Consider the following 17204-nt stretch of genomic DNA (forward strand, 5'->3'; position numbering starts at 1 on the left):
GAAATAGACAATTTTGGTGCAAAGGATACTATGTCGATACAGTAGGAAGAAATAAAAAAGCAATACAAGAATATATAAAAAATCAATTGCAAGAAGATATAGCAAGTGATCAAATAAGTCTGAAAGAATATATAGACCCGTTTACGGGTGAGCCAGTAAACAAAGGCAAGAAAAAATAAAATACCCCCTTTAGGGGTAGCCTGTGAAAGTATCAGCGGTTGGCAGACTATTCAGTGTGTCTTAAGACACAGCAAGTAATATGCCCTTATAGGGTTAGAGCAAACCACCCGTTTTACGGGTGGTTATGATTATTATATTTTAAATTCAAAAAATTTTTTATAATTTATATTGAAAAATATACCATGAAAGATATATAATTGATATTAACCCATTAATTACAATTTTGATGGAATCGATTCCAAATTTTTTAGGAGGTAAACCATGAAAAGGAAAAAGAGATTTATTAAGCGTACCATGGCAATTTTATTAACAATAACTATGTTAATAAGCTCTATGGGAATATCTTTTGCTACTAATTTTTCAGACATTAAAAATCATTGGGCAGAGAAACAAATCAATACTTTAATAAAGAAGGGGATATTAAGCGGTTATAGTGATGGGTCATTTAAGCCAGACAATTATATTACAAGAGCAGAATTTATAGCTCTAATAAATAAAACCTATAATTTTAAGGCAGTTTATAATATTGATTATAAAGATGTAACACCTCAAGATTGGTATTATGAAGATTTAAGAAAAGCAAAAGCGCAAGGCTATATTTCAGGATATGAAGATAATACTATAAGACCGAACAATCCAATTACTAGACAAGAAGTAGCAGTAATTATGGCTAAAGTTCTTAATAAGCAGAATTCTGATAAAGCATATGTATGTAAAAAATTTTCTGATGAAGATAAAATAGCAAAGTGGAGCAAATCTGCTGTTGGAGCATTAGTAGATTCTAAATATATGAAAGGTTATCCAGATGGAACATTTGCTCCAGAAAAGTTTATAACTCGTGCAGAAGCTGCTACTGTAATTTATAAAAAATTTAAAGGTTCAGGTTACATATCGAGTTCAAGAAAAAGTCATTCTAAATCATCTAGTGATAAAGAAGATGAGGATAGTAATTCATCTAGTAGTAGCTCTGATTTTAGGATAACTAAAGATGAACCTACGTTAAAAGATAAAGTAGTTGAAGGAAATCTTATAATAACATCTGATTTAGGAAATGGAAATGCCTATCTTGAAAACGTTATAGTAAAAGGAACTACTTATGTATATGGTGGAGGAGAACACAGTATACATATAAAAAATAGTGAATTGGGAAATGTAATAGTTAATAAGACACATGGAGAAGAAAGAGTAAGATTAGTAGTTGAAGGAAATACAAAAGTAGGAAAAGTAACTTTAAAATCAGGAGCAATACTTGAAGAAGATTTAGATGGAAATGATAAACTAACAAAATCAGGATTTGATGATGTAGTTGTTGAAAGTAATCATGGGATTACATTAAAAGGGGATTTTGATGATGTTGAATTAAATGAAAATAATGCTGAGGTATTACTTGAAAGCGGAAGTATATATGATTTAGATGTTACAGACAAAGCTAAAGATTCTAAAATAAATATAAGTAAAACAGCTAAAATAAAAAAATTAAAAGTTGATTCAAAGATAACAATAAAAGGAAATGGAAAAGTAGAAGCCGCTATTATAAATGCAAAAGATGTTGTATTTGATAAAAAACCTGAAAAAATAGAAGGAAAAGAAAAAGACTCTATTAAAATAGATAATGAAGATAACAAAAATACATATACAAAAATAAGTGAAATACAAGGAGCAACTCATAAATCTCCTTTAGTAGGTAAAAATGTAACTGTTAAAGGTATAGTTACAGCCATAATAAACTATAAAGGAACACCATACAATGAATCTATAAAAGGATTTTATATTCAATCTTTACAAGAAGATGTTGATAATGATGTAAAAACATCAGAAGGTATATTTATTAGAACAGATAAAGAATTAAAAGCATTAAAAGAAGGGGATATAGTAATAGTAACTGGTAAAGTAGCTGAACACGCTAAAAGTGGTAAATATATTGAAGAAAGATTAGATAAAGAATTGACTACTACTGAAATCGTATTACCAAATGTGGAAAAAGAGGGAACAGGTAATTTACCAAAGCCTGTAATTATAGGAAAAGATAGAATACAACCTATAAATATTATAGACAATGATGGATTTAAAGTATTTGACCCAGAAGAAGATAGTATAGATTTTTATGAAAGCTTAGAAGGAATGCTTGTTCAATTAGATAATGCAGAAGTAGTAGGTATAAACAAGTATTTAATACCAGTAATAGTTGACAATGGAGATGTAACTAAACAAAAATATGAAAAATATAGAGATGATAATGGAGCTCTTGTAATATCTAAAAGTAATTTTAATCCAGAAGTAATCTATTTAGTTAATCGTATATCAAATAAGACGTATGTACATGCGAAATTAGGAGATAAATTTAATGGAAATATACAAGGTATTATGGACTATGAAGACGGTAACTATAAAGTGTTCTATAAGGAACTTCCAAAACTAAAATCTTCTAACAGAAGAGAACTGACAGAGGTAACTGATATAGAAAAAGAAGAAGGAAAACTAACTATAGCATCATATAATATAGAAAATTACAGTGTTCAATCAGATAAATTAAAGACACAAAAAGTAGCTAAATCTATAGTTAAAAACTTGAAATGCCCAGATATAATAGCTCTTGTAGAAGTACAAGATGATAGTGGAAGAAAAGATAATAGTGTAGTAGATGCTACTAAAACTTTTGAAGGATTGATAAATGAGATAGTAAATCAAGGTGGAGTAGCTTATGAATATACGAATATAAATCCTGTAAACAATAAAGATGGAGGAGCACCTGGTGGAAATATTCGTGTAGGATTTTTATATAATCCAGACAGAGTAACTCTTGTAGATAAAGGACAAAAAGGAGATTCTACAACTGCTGTAGACGTAAATAAAGATGGACTTACATTAAATCCAGGAAGAGTAAATCCAACTCATCCAGCTTTTGATACTGAAGGAGAAGGTTGTAGAAAATCTTTAGCAGCTGAATTTGAATTTAATGGAGAAAAAGTATTTGTTATAGCAAATCATTTTAGTTCTAAAAGAGGAGATGACTCTTTATATGGAAATGTTCAACCTGCTAAATTTAACAGTGAAGTAGAAAGAAAGGAACAAGCTAAGGTTATAAATGATTTTATAAAGAAAATACAAAAGACATTACCTAGCGCAAAAATAGTAGCTCTAGGAGATATGAATGATTATCAATTCTCAGATTCATTAATAGAATTAGCTGGAGATAATATGGTGAATATGATAAATACACTTCCAGAAAACAAGCAGTACACTTATGAATATAAAGGTAATGCTCAAGTACTTGATAACATATTAGTAACAAAAGACATGGTAAAAGATACAGTAATAGATATAGTAAATATAAATGCAGGTTTTCCAAAGGATTATAGAGCATCTGATCATGATCCTGTATTAATTCAAATAAATAATATAGGAGATTCTAGCAAAGCAAAGGTAGAATCTGTTAGAGCTTTTCCAGGAGGAGGAGTATTTGGAAAAGGTGAAGATGTAAATATAACTCTTTCTACTGATACAAAAGATGCAAAAATTTATTATACAACTGATGGATCAGAACCTACAAATGAAAGTAAGGAATATACTGGACCTATTACTATAAAAATAGATGGGGATACTGTTTTAAAAGCCATGGCGGTAAGAGGAGATAGACAAAGTGAAGTAAAAACATTTAAATATAAAGTACTTCAATTACTTACAATAGCCGATGCTAAAAATATGTCTGTAGGAGAAAAAGTATATACAAAGGGAGACGTTGTAAAAATATCTGGAAAAGAAGTTATAATTAAAGATAATACAGGAGACATAATGTTATACGGAACAACAAAAGGAGATTCTTTTGAATTAAAAGATAAAATAGAAGTAATAGGATATAGAAAAGACTATTATAGAAAAAAAGAAATTGTAAATTGCACAATTAAAAACGTAGGAAAAGTACAAGAAGAGAAAGAAGAACAATTAGAATTAATTTCAATAGAAGATGCTAGAAATATAGATGTAGGAACTTATGTATATACAAAAGGAATAGTTACATCTTCTAATAAAAAGATATTTATACAAGACGATGTAGCTGGTATATGTTTATTTAATAAAAAATCAGGAAATGACTTGAAAATAGGAGATGAAATAATAGTTAAAGGAAAAATAAAGGAGTATAATAACCTATTAGAAATTGTAGATTTTGATTTTAGCAAAGTATCATCTTCAAATAATATTGTTCCAAAAGAAGTTAGTATTGATGATATATTAAATCAAAAAAATAGAGAATATGAATCTATGTTTGTGGAAATAAAAAATGTTACATTAGGTGATACAAAATCTAATTATACAACATTGACAGATAATAAAGGAAATAGTATTAAGATATATAGAATGCCAAATTTAACTGGAATAAGTAAAGGAGATAAAGTAAATATTAAAGCTGTAGTAAGTATATTTAAAGAAAATTGGCAGTTACATGTTGATGATGCATCTTGGATAAATAAAGTGAAATAACAAACAATAGGCAGTTAATATCATTTACAAAGTCTTACATTATTTTTAAAATAATAATGTAAGACTTTTATTTTTGTGTTAAGAAATTATTACAAATATATTACATCAAAAAGAGCAAATAAAAAATATTGATAGTTTGCCGATATATAAAGCATAACATGTATAATAAGATTGGGGGATATATTATGAAACGAATAAGCATGTTTTTAGTATTAATAATGATTTTTTCAATAATTCCATTTGGAATATATGCACAAGAGACATTCGATGCTTCTTTAACTGTAAAAACTCAAAGTCAAACTATTATTAATGGGCAAAAAGGAGTAGATTATAACACTTCTTTTATTGATATAGTATATGGAACATCCCTTACTAAAAATCCAACTAAAGATATTAATACTTTAGATATTTTAGTAAATGGAGAAGTTAAATCGGCAGACTTTAATTTTTCTGTAATACTTTCAGAAAGAAAAATTAGAATTTCATTTAAAGATACTAATATAAAGAAACTAAATGAATATTCTCTATATAAAATCCATATACCACAAGGATTTTTTATTGATGGGAATAAAAATGAAAGTAATGAATTAAATTTTACATTTGCTACAAAAGGAAATGGAGCTTATCCAAATGATATATTAAATACAGTTAGTTATAACAATGGAGTCATAACGTTTGCATTTATAGATGATATTGTTTTAAAGGATGAACCTAATATTAAAAATTATATAACAATAGCTTCTACACCAATTGATAATTTAAGTATTCCTAATTATGTATCAGATAATATTTCAAATTATAATGTAGAGGTTAATAAAAATCAGCTTATTTTAACCTCTAGTACTAATAGTTTTAAAGAACTTTCTAAATATACAATAAATCTAAAAGAAAATGCTTTATATCTTAAAAATGCACAAAACATTTTAAACTTAAATGAAACTCTTACATTTACAACAGATGACATTGTTGAAAATACATATCCTACTAATGGTCAAGAAAATATTACTTTAAAGCCTTTAATAAGCGTGAATTTTAAATACCCTATAGATTCTAATATAGATAAAAGCCAAATAAGCTTAATTTCAAGTACTAACACAACACATACAAATGTACAAAACTATGTATATGCAACTCTTGATGGAAAAAGCCTTAAAATAGATATTAACAGTATGTATAATGATACGGGATTTTTACTTTCTAAGAATGAGGAATATACAGTAAAAATAGGGGCAGGAGCTGTAGCTCTTAAGGATTATAAAAATTTACAGGGAGCTTTATACAAATACAATAAAGATATATCCTTTAAATTTAAAACTATTAAAGGAAAGCCAGAAATTATAAGTACTTATCCAGGAAGTGATTCATCTAAATTATATGATGAAAATAGTATATATACTAAAACTATAGGAGATGCAAAAGTATACTATATTACAGTAGTGTTTAAAGATGTAGATGGAAGTATTAATTTTTATAATGATAATAAGATGCCATTAGAATTTAAATTATTCTCTGAAGGAAGTAGTGAAAATTTAGTAGATGAAACAAGAGAAATGATACTTGATAAAAATACCTCTAAAGAGACAAAACTTTATATACCAATAAAAGAAAAGCTAGCTTCAGGAACTAAATATACAGTATATGTTCCTGCAAATATAGTTGAAGTCTTAGATGAAAATGGATTAAAGCTTGGAAATGATGAAAAGTCTTGGTCATTTACTACAAATACAGATCCAATAGTAACAAAGGTAGTTGTTGGAAGTGTTCCTGAGGACTATGATGAAGATGAGCCTATAGCTTTAGAAGGAGAAATGTTTTATAAAGATGGAATAGAAGTATATTTTGAAGATGGAACTGGTGATGAAACAAGAGCAGAAAAAGTAAAAATAAAAGATGGTAAGGCATATGTTTATCTTCCTGATGGAAGCAAAAGATTAGATGTAGGGGTATATACAATAATAGTTGAAAATGATAGTAATCACGAAACCGAAGTTACATATGGAACATTAAGCGTAGTAAAAGAAGGAGATTATATTCCAAGTGAAGGATTAAGAGTAAAGGATGAAGTTAAAGAAGGGGAAGTAGTAGAAAATGTTGATGTAAGTGAAGATACTCTTATATTAAATTCTAAGTACAAGGATAAGAGCTATTTAGAACTTGATTTAGATGAGCTTATGGGAGAAGATACTCTTGTTAGAAAAATAAAATATGAAGGAAGCAAAAGTGGAATATATTCTACTCTATATACAAAATCAAAATACGGCGATATAAATATTTATAATTTATCACCTATTGATTATGATAAGGATAAAGATATAGTTGTAAATCTTGGAAGAGTTGAACCTTTAGTTCTTAAAACTATCAAAGACAAATTAAAAGGTGCTAATGTGGTTTCAGATTTTATACAGGTAACAGGAGAAAATTTTAATTTTAATAAAATAACTATTAAGATGCCTTTTAAAAGCTCAGGAGATAATATAAATGTTTTAAGATATGATGAAAAATTAAGAAACTGGTATGCAGTACCATTTACTTTAGACAAAGTAGATAAAAATGTTTATATAGAGTCTAAAAGTAAAGGAATATTCGTAGTTATAGATTAAGGAGGGAGAAGATGAAGGATAAATTAATTAAGGGAAGTATCAAAAGATTAACTTCCCTTGTTCTAGTATTTCTTATGGTATTTGGGATGATGCCATGGCAGGAAATAAAATCCTACGCATTTGATGCTGATAAATACTATGTAGACTATATAACTATTACAAAAATTCACAATGAAGGTGGATACTCAGTTAATCAAACAAAGCTTACTATACATGGAGGATACTTACAAAATGCTACTGTTGGTACAATGACATCAACAGGGTATAAGCAGTTTACAAATGCAAACCCTAATACTGATTCTGTACTTGAATTCATAGTTGATGGTGACATAATAGGAAGTAGTATTGACGTTGGAAGTATATCAGTTCCAATTAATCAGGAAGGAATTCCAGCACTTTCAAATATAAATAAGAGAAATGTTAAAGAAGGTATTGATACAATTACACTTACTGGTTCTAACTTAGACAAAATAGGAACTGGTACAGGTGATAATGGTGATCCAAAATATAGCGCATACTATGAAAACAAAACTGGAGCAGGTGGAACAAATAATTTACCAATTGATACTCAAACATCAAGTCAGATAATAACTAAAGCTTTAAGTGGAACACCTGGATTTCAAAATATAGTTCTTCAAAAAGAAGAAAAGGTATATATAAACTTTAATAACAGCAATACAAATAAAGTAGTTGGCGGAATTAATGATGGAAAGAATGAAATTAAAATTACAATTCAAAACACATATCTTAGCCAATTTAGATTAGTAAATGAAATAACTCCTGTAAATTTAACTATGAATCCAAATAGAGGGGAAGCAGGAGATACAGGTAAGCTGGGAGATGAAGTAATATTTACGGCAGATAGTGGACTAGATGATTATGATGTTTTCTTCATTAAGAATCTAACAGATAAATTTACAGACTATCATAAAGGAGTTGACACTACATTTACTCCTGATGCTGATGGAAAACAGGTGCTTAAAACTCATCTTCCAAATAAAAGAGTCGATTATATAGAAAATGGTGAGTATTATGTTGTAATTACAAATAAAATACCAGATGGGAAAAATCCAGATGAAGAAATAACAAAGCAGTATATATTAACAGAAAAATTCACAATAATAGATGCTAAGCAGAAAATGCAAGTAATATCAGTTGCTCCTGATAATGGACCTGATACTGGATCTAAGGTTGATATTTCAGGGGTTTTCTTTGGAACACTAAATATACCAGATCTTAACCTAGATGATAATACTAAAAATGTAGCAGCTCCATCAGGACAAGATGAATTAATGACTATAACTTATGGAGATGGATCTGGAGATACTTATAAGGGAATTAATGTTACATCAGTTACTAGAACTATAAAGGTAATAGTAGGTGATATTGCAACATTCTCTAGAAACTCAGAAGGTACATCTTATGAATACACATTTACAGATGCTTTAGATACAATAAGTGTAATAACACCACAGATAACAGATGCTGAAAGTGATCCTATGAAGGATGTAGTTATTGAAACTGTAACTACAATAAACTTAACCTCAGGAGATCCTGTTGTTATAAAGGATAGAGCAGAGCTTAAAGATGGATATACTTATAATCCTAGTAAAATAACTCCAAAGGTTGAAGAAATTACTCCAAGTAAGGTACAAGTTGTAAAGCTTAATGATAGTGAATATAAAATAGAAGAAGACATGTTAATTTCAATAGAAGGGCAAAATTTTTTAATACACAAGTATACAGATAATGATGGAAAAGAAGTAGTTAGATATCCAGTTATTGAGCTTGGAAATGATATAAGACTTAATAAAAATAACAATGGAGATAATTCAAATCCTAATTTATATCTAAAGGTATTTGACAAAAATGGAAATGAACTAGATGGAACACAAGGAAATGAATTAGGAACTAAAATACTTGTTAAAATACCTAAAGATACAACTATTAAACTACCTGGTAAAACATTTGTAAAAGTAATAAACCCAATAAGAAATACAGATACTGAAGGTTTATCACATACTAAAAATGATGCAGTAGAATTTGTTACAGCAGTTGATGAACCTATTATTGAAAGCGTAACTCCAAATATAGTTACAGTAGATGGAGGACAGGATATAACTGTTCTTGGAAGCAACTTTAAAGAAGGAGTAAAGGTATTTATAGACGGTAAAGAGGTTCAAGGAATAACACGTGAAGGTGATGGTAAAAAGATAACATTTAAAGCTCCAGCTGGAAGAGAAGGATCTACTCAAATCCAAGTAATGAACCCAAGTGGAGCAATAGCAATATCAGAATTTATATACGTAAAAACTTATACAGACCCTAAAATAACATCTTTTTCTCCTAATAAGGGAAGCCATGGCACATTAGTAGTTATAAAAGGTGATAACTTCTTAAAGCCTGATCCTACAGAAAAAGATACAGATGAGCCAGCAATATACAAGCTTATAGGAAGTAGAATCCTAATAGATGGAAAAGATATAAACGATTATAATAAGGATTCAAATAATAAAATAATATTAAAAGACTATAAAGGGCCACAAGAAATACTTTATTTAGATACAAACAATAATGTAAAAATAAGAGAATACTATCAAAGCATAATACTTGAAGATAAAGACAATGAAAAAAGCTTTTATACACTTGATATAAATACAAAAGGAGAAGTAGTACTATCTAATAGAAAAAATGAAACATACACTATAACAGAAAAAGTAGGAGATAATTTTAAAGCTTTATCAAGTTCTGGTTCTACTTACTATATAAAGCTAAATACAGATACAAACAATGATCAAATAATAATAGAAGATTCATTAAATAATCATATAAGAACTTTAAATATGAAAACTCCATATGTATTTGATACTGATGGTAATATAACAGGACATAGAATTAAAATAATAAGCAAAAATGAACTTTACTTTACAGTTCCTATATTGTATGTAGAAAAATGGTATGATATTACAGTGCAAAATCCAGATACAAAATCGGACTCAAGATTTGGTCAAAATGGATTTTACTACTATAAAACACCAAAGAAAAACCCAACAATAGATAGATTAGAACCAAATCAAGGCTCTACTGAAGGAGGATACACGGTAGATATATATGGAACAGATTTTGAATCTAATGGAGATATTAAAAGTAGAGTATTTATAGGTGGAGTAGAAGTACCAGCAGGGGATGTTATAATAAGTACTGACAAAACTAAAATAACTATAATAATGCCAGAATATCCAGGAAATCTTAAAGAAGAAATAGAAGGAGATAGAAAAACAGTACCAGTTGTAATTACAAACTCTGATGGAGGTAATATATCTAAGGAAGATGGATTTACTTATGTAATACCTACAAGTAACCCTCAAATAACAAAGATACTTCCAAACTCAGGAAGTGCGGCAGGAGGAGAAGTAGTACAAATTTGGGGATCAGATTTTAGATACTTTGAACCATATAATGATGATAATGGTAATGCAAGATATGATGATGGAGAAAAATTTAATGACTTAAATAGAAATGGAAAATGGGATGATTTAGAAAACAAAGCTACTTATGATGAACTAAAGGCGGATTATGATAGTAACATACTTCCTATACTTCCAAAAATATATTTTGGAAAAAATACAGCACAGATAATAGACTTTTCAGATGGATATATATCAGTAAAAACTCCAGTTGGAGAGAATGGAAATGTAGATGTATATATACTAAATAATGATTTTGGTACATCAAATAAAGTTCAATTCAATTATAAATCATCAAACCCTACAATAACCAAAATAGTACCAGAGATTGGAAGAAAACAAGGTGAAGACAATATAGAAATTCACGGAAGTGAGTTTTCAAAAAGTGAAGTTAATATTGTAAAAGCTATTAATCCAACAGTAATAGAAAAAACAAAACCAGAGGACAATTTTGTTTTAGTAAGATTTGGAGATATAAATGATAAAAATATTTCAAATATAACAATAGATCCAGGGGAGTTAAATGCAGGAACAATAATAGGAACTAAGGGAAATACTAAAGTTGGCGATTTAACAGTAACATATGATTCATCTGATCCTAATAATAAAACAATTAATTTAAGTATACAAATTGGAGATAAAGAATATACAGCTCAAATAACTAACTATAATGATGAAGAAATATATGTTCCATTAAACTTATTAACTTATACAGACTCTAATAATCAAAAAGAGAAGTACTCAGGATTTGAGTTAGTTAAAATAAGCATAGACTTATATGCAAGAAGAGTAATAGTTGAAAGAGGATATTCTCCAGAAACTAAATTTTTAAACAGTGGACAAATAGAAGTTAAAACACCTTCATTTTATACAATAGGAATTGTCCCTGTAACTGTAATTAACCCTGATAAAGGAAAGGCTCAAGGAAATTTTGAATATAAAAATCCTGATAGCTTCCCTAAAATTACAGAGATAACTAGAGATGGTCAAGCTTCAAACCTTGAAAATATAAATGGTGAAGATATAAAGGTAGTTAAGGTAAACTACAAAGGAAACAGTATAATAAGTATTATAGGAACTGACTTTAGAGAAAATGCAAAAATATCTATAGGAGATTTATTAGAAATTAATTATAAAGATATAACTCCTACTCTACCAAATAGACTTACATTTAAAATGCCAGAAGTTGATGAAAGTGCAGTAGGAAAAATATATAAGGTAGTTGTTCAAAATGAAGATGGAGCATTTGCAAGTTCAGATGATACTTCATTAGAACATCCTATATATATTATGTTTACAAAAGGAGAGACAAATCCTAAAATTGATGAAATAACTCCAGATAAAGCTTCATCAGATGGAGGAATAAAAGTTACAATAAAAGGATCAGACTTTAGAGAAACAATGGATGGGTTTGAAAAGAATATTGCAGTATACTTTGGAGAAGTTAAAGTACCAGATGAATATGTTGATGTAAAAGATTATAAAACAATAGAAATAACAAAACTACCAGCACATGCTCCAGGAGAAGTAGAAGTAAAAGTAGAAAATCCAGATGGAGAGCTTTCTAATACAGTTACATTTACTTATTTAAGCAATCCAAAGATTACAGGGGTAGTTGATTCAAATGATAAAAGTATATCTGAAATATCAGTAGATGGAGGAGAAGAAATAAAAATTAAAGGTTCTGACTTTATGAATGGAGTAAGAGTTGTATTTGCACCTGTTCTTGAAGAAGTTGAAGACAGTACTTCAGCTGATATTATAATCATTGATGAAAATAATAATGAAAAATACTATAAATTAAAAGAAGGAACAAATGGATCAGAAGTTGAATTTATAGATTCTCAAAATATAAAGGTCAAAACTCCACAAGGAAAATTAGGAACAAAAGGAGTTATCGTAATAAATCCAGATAAATCTGCAAGTAATATATATGATTTAGTTTATGTTGTTTCACAGCTTAATACTCCATCAAAACCAAAAGCTGAGCTTATATATGATAAATATATAAAGATAACTTGGGATAAAGTAGAAGGAGCTACTTCTTATGAAGTATATGTAATTGTAGATGACTCACAACCTTATCTTATAGGAACTACAGAACTTACAACATTTATATATAGAGACTTAGAAGAAGATACGGAGTATAAATTTATAGTAAAAGCACTTGGAGACTACGGACTTTCAAAAGCGTCCCCAAAAAGTAATACTGTAGAAACTGATGATGATGTAGGATATGAAGATAAGGATGGAGAAATATCGGAAAAAACAAGCATGAAAAAATCAGGTAATACTGCGAACATACTTATCGGAACTGATGATTATGATGAAAAACAAATAACAATAGATTTAATTAAAGGAGATCTTGCAGGAAGTAAAGAAGTTATAGTTAGTATGCCTGCTAAGGTAGTTACAAGCTACTTAGCAAAGGATATAACTATAATAGGAAGTGATTTTTATATTAAATTTAATCCAACAGCATTTAATGTTTCTAAAATGAAAGAAAACAAAAATAAATCAGATGCAGGAGTTAAATTCAAGGTATCATTAAATGAACAAACGGATTCAAGCTCATTATCAAATGAATACATTTTATCGGCAAGTGCATTTGTTGGAAAGGATAGTAGTGAAATAGATTATCTAAAGTCTAAAATAGAAATATCTCTTGACTTTGATGTAAAGAAGGCTCAAATGAGAAGAATGAAAAACATATCTTTAAGAAGATATGACCCATATAATAGCGAATGGGTATATGTAAAACAAAGACTTGATGATTATTCTACTTCTATTAACTCTACAGTAGACAGACTTGGAAGATACTCCATAATCGGGGAAAGGAGGTAGTTTATGAAAAGAATATTATCTTTAATTGTGGCTTTAGTGCTTTTATTTTCAACATTTTCTTATGCAGATAAGAACTCTCCTTATAGAGACGGATATATAGAAGGATATATTAAGGATAGATTAGACGATGTAATTCAAATAGAAGAGTACGATGGTACTCTTCATACATTTACTTTTACAAATGATTCTATTTTTATAATAGATGATAGAGACGCAAAGCTTATTGATTTTAAGCCTGGTATGGAGGTTTATGCAACTCTTGAAGGAAGAAAAATAAACTATATAGAAAGCTATTCAACTCAAAATCCAGGATATGTAAAAGAAGGAAGTATAATAAGAGTTGGAACAGTAAGTAAAATAGATAGAAATCAGATAAGCTTAAAATTTGCCACAGGAGATGAAGAGACTTTCTTCACATCTCCAGCAACAATTACTATAAAGGATGGACAGAATGTTGACTTAAGCACTATTTATATAGGAGATAGAGTAAAGCTGTATTTTGATGAAATAAATTCAAGTATAGTAAGTAAAATATATATTCAGGGAGATTCAATACTTATTAAAAACCTATATAAAGGTAAAATAGGAGGATCTAATAATATTGAAGACACTATTACCCTAGAAAATGTTCAACACTTCAAAAATGGAAAGTGGGAAAAGCAAAAGGATATAATGACAATTCCATATAATAATGAAGTACCTATATATATAGGAGGAGCAAAGGTTCCTTATAAAAATTTAAAATACTATAAAGGTAAAACGGCATATATGGTAATAAAGGACTTCTTTGGAAGTGACAAAATAGAAAAAATGGTTATTAAAAATCAATATGAAGCTGTTTTTTCAGATAAAATAGAAGATATAAACTTCTATAGTGAAAGCTTTGAGCTTGAAAATAAGAGAAACATAGGATTTAACGATGGAACAATTATTATAAAAAGTGGAAGAATTGTTGATAAATACTCCTTAAATTCTGAATCTGATGCTTATGTAATTGCAGATGGAAGAAATGGATCTTTAATGGCAGATATTATATATGTATATAACGAAGATATTAACAACTCAAACATAGGACAAAGCTATATTTACTCTGGAAAGCTTGATGAAATAGATGAATACTCTATAACCCTAGATGATTTTTATCTTTTAGATAAAAATGAATGGGAATCCTTTGATAAGAAAAAAGATTTATACTATGATGAAGACACATATATATATGATTTAGATAACAATAAAGAACTTACAACGGAAGAATTCTATACATTAGATGCAGAAGATGAAAACTACTATGGATATATTTACACTGATGGAGATAGAATATCAGCTATATATGTACAAGAAAAAATGGATTCGCTTTTAAAGCAGAGAACTACTAATGGAGTTGTAGAAACAATATATGAAGATTCAAAAATTGGATGGACCCTAAAGCTTCAAGATGCTAAAGACTGGAGTAGCAGAAAAGAAGAATGGCTTCCTAAGAATACATCTATAACTGTAAGTATAGATAAAGCAGTTCTTATCAAGAATGCAAAAGCAATAACTACTGAAGATATAAAGGCTGGAGATAGACTATATATAGTAAGAGATGATATTTATGGAAAGATAATTATAGTTAAGTAACTATAATTTAGAAAGAGGAGATGAAGAATGAAAAGGATTTTGACATTTATGCTTATTGTCAGCTTCATTATAAGCTCTAGTGTTGTATGGGCTACTCCCCCTGAATTTTCGGGTGGGATAAATAATGAATATGAATATGAAGAAGTGATATTTATAACTGGAGAGCCTATTAGGCTAAAGGGAGAAGTTAAGGTATCTAAAAGAGAAAAAGATAATGAAAAAAGTATAAGCTATACATTTAAACTTGAAAACAAGGACTTAGAGGCAAAGCTTGATAGAAAAATAAGCTTTAATACAACTCTTGATAAAAGAGATGATAAGGGACAAACCCTAGCTCAAACTTCTATGTCAAAATACAGTGAAACATTAAAAATAGGAAAGGATAAATATGAGCTTGAGGACTTTCAATTTTCAAAATCTGATGTAATAGACAACAGACCAGCCTCAGACTTTTATAATGGAAATATAAAGGGAAGAAAATACTATAAAATAAATAAAGATGAAGGAGAAGTTATAGTAGATATTACAGGAGCAGATGTTGGATATGAAAACTTTTGGGGAAATAGTGAAACTCAAATATTAGATTATTTAATTACCCGTCCTGGGTCTTGGGAAGGAACAGTTAGAGTTTCTGTTTCAGATAGTACTACTAAAACATTAAAATACTCAGAAAACGAAGCTAACTTTTCAAGCTTTAATGGAGGACATATGAGAATTACAAATCAAGAAATGATATCCTCATATGAATACAACCTTCCTAAAATAAAAGATGGAGAAATTCAAAAGGATAAAAGAGAAAAGGGAACAATAAAGCTCTCTAAAAAAATGGTTCCAAAAATTGAAAGACTTATTGTTCCTAAATTTAGAGACTTAGGAGGACATTGGGCTCAAGAATATATAGAAAAATTATATTCCCTTGATGTATTTGATGAAAATGGAGATTTCTTCTCACCGGATATACCTATGAGTAGATTAGAATTTACAAAAGCAGTTATTAGAGCTTGTGATATTAGAAGCTCTATAGATGATGTTAAGCCTAAAAGAAGAAAAAGAAATGAGCCTAAAGAAGAGCCGGTATTTAAAGATTTAGATACTGAAGACGAAGATTATAAATATATAAAAAGTGGATATGAAAAAGGTATAATAAATGGAGAAAATGATTTATTTAAACCAAATGATAGTCTAACAAGAGCTCAAGCAATTACAATACTTATAAGAGCTTTAGGTTTTGAGAATAAAGCTCCATCACCTGGATACTACACTAATTTCTCTGATGATAGGTCTATTCCATATTGGGCTAAGGACAGTATATATATGGCCAGGGAAATAGGACTTGTTTATGGAGATAAAGCAAACAAAATAAATCCTAATAAGGTAATGTCAAGGGCTGAAGCCTCTGCTATGTTAGTTAGATTTCTAGAGTTTTTACAAAGAGACCTTCAAAAGGATTATAGAGAAAATATAATGTATTTTAAGTAAATATATTGTGATATAATATAGTTATTATATAAAATTATAGAGGTGAAAGCATGGACAATATAGAAGTAAAAGACATAATGAATTTAATACTTGTAAAATTAGATAATTTAGAAAAAAATCAAGAAGAAATGAAAGGTACAATTGGAAAAATTGAAAACAGACTAGATAATGTAGAAGGAAGACTAGAAAATATTGAAAACAGACTAGATAATGTAGAAGGAAGACTAGAAAATATAGAAAGTAGATTAGATAATGTAGAAGAAAGGCTAGATAATGTAGAAAATAGACTAGAAAATATAGAAGAAAGGCTAGATAATGTAGAAGAAAGGCTAGATAATGTAGAAAATAGACTAGAAAATATAGAAGAAAGGCTAGATAATGTAGAAGAAAGACTAGATAATGTAGAAAGTAATCAAGAAACAATTAAAAAATATATAGCTAGTGCAGAAGATACACTAAAAAAAGTAGAATATGATCATAAAATTATAGAGAGAATGAAAACAGCAATGTGTATATAGTTAATAAAGTCTAGTTA

6 protein-coding genes and 1 pseudogene are annotated in these 17204 nt (G+C 28.6%); all 7 read left to right on the plus strand.

All coding sequences use genetic code 11. From position 1 onward, the window contains the following. Positions 1 to 179: pseudogene (locus BUA77_RS09450) on the plus strand (IS200/IS605 family transposase); the annotation flags it as partial. A 262-nt stretch (positions 180 to 441) separates the two neighbouring features. Continuing rightward, complete coding sequence (locus tag BUA77_RS09455; RefSeq protein WP_072889545.1) at positions 442 to 4659, plus strand: S-layer homology domain-containing protein; 4218 nt, start codon at positions 442 to 444, stop codon at positions 4657 to 4659. Between the two features lie 185 nt (positions 4660 to 4844). Beyond that, entirely contained in the window at positions 4845 to 7259 is a 2415-nt protein-coding gene (locus BUA77_RS09460) for an Ig-like domain-containing protein (RefSeq protein ID WP_072889547.1), read from the plus strand. Between the two features lie 11 nt (positions 7260 to 7270). Further along, positions 7271 to 13570 carry an IPT/TIG domain-containing protein gene (locus BUA77_RS09465; protein ID WP_072889549.1) on the plus strand — a complete coding sequence of 2100 codons (6300 nt, stop codon included), beginning with the start codon at positions 7271 to 7273 and terminating at the stop codon, positions 13568 to 13570. A gap of 3 nt (positions 13571 to 13573) precedes the next feature. Next, a complete protein-coding gene (locus BUA77_RS09470) occupies positions 13574 to 15190 on the plus strand; it encodes a hypothetical protein (protein ID WP_072889551.1) in 1617 nt (538 codons plus the stop codon). Positions 15191 to 15217: 27 nt separating this feature from the next. Then, the gene (locus BUA77_RS09475) at positions 15218 to 16669 is read left to right on the plus strand and encodes an S-layer homology domain-containing protein (protein ID WP_072889553.1); all 1452 of its coding nucleotides are present in this window, start codon (positions 15218 to 15220) and stop codon (positions 16667 to 16669) included. Positions 16670 to 16719: 50 nt separating this feature from the next. After that, entirely contained in the window at positions 16720 to 17187 is a 468-nt protein-coding gene (locus BUA77_RS09480; RefSeq protein ID WP_072889555.1) for an exodeoxyribonuclease VII large subunit, read from the plus strand. The last annotated feature ends 17 nt before the right edge of the window (positions 17188 to 17204 follow it).

The sequence above is a fragment of the Tepidibacter formicigenes DSM 15518 genome (assembly GCF_900142235.1).
GTDB classification, from domain to species: domain Bacteria; phylum Bacillota; class Clostridia; order Peptostreptococcales; family Peptostreptococcaceae; genus Tepidibacter; species Tepidibacter formicigenes.

Bases quoted from the DNA above. Each gene is read 5' to 3' on its own strand.
- BUA77_RS09455 (WP_072889545.1), top strand. From the start codon at position 442: ATGAAAAGGAAAAAGAGATTTATTAAGCGTACCATGGCAATTTTATTA.
- BUA77_RS09460 (WP_072889547.1), top strand. From the start codon at position 4,845: ATGAAACGAATAAGCATGTTTTTAGTATTAATAATGATTTTTTCAATA.
- BUA77_RS09465 (WP_072889549.1), top strand. From the start codon at position 7,271: ATGAAGGATAAATTAATTAAGGGAAGTATCAAAAGATTAACTTCCCTT.
- BUA77_RS09470 (WP_072889551.1), top strand. From the start codon at position 13,574: ATGAAAAGAATATTATCTTTAATTGTGGCTTTAGTGCTTTTATTTTCA.
- BUA77_RS09475 (WP_072889553.1), top strand. From the start codon at position 15,218: ATGAAAAGGATTTTGACATTTATGCTTATTGTCAGCTTCATTATAAGC.
- BUA77_RS09480 (WP_072889555.1), top strand. From the start codon at position 16,720: ATGGACAATATAGAAGTAAAAGACATAATGAATTTAATACTTGTAAAA.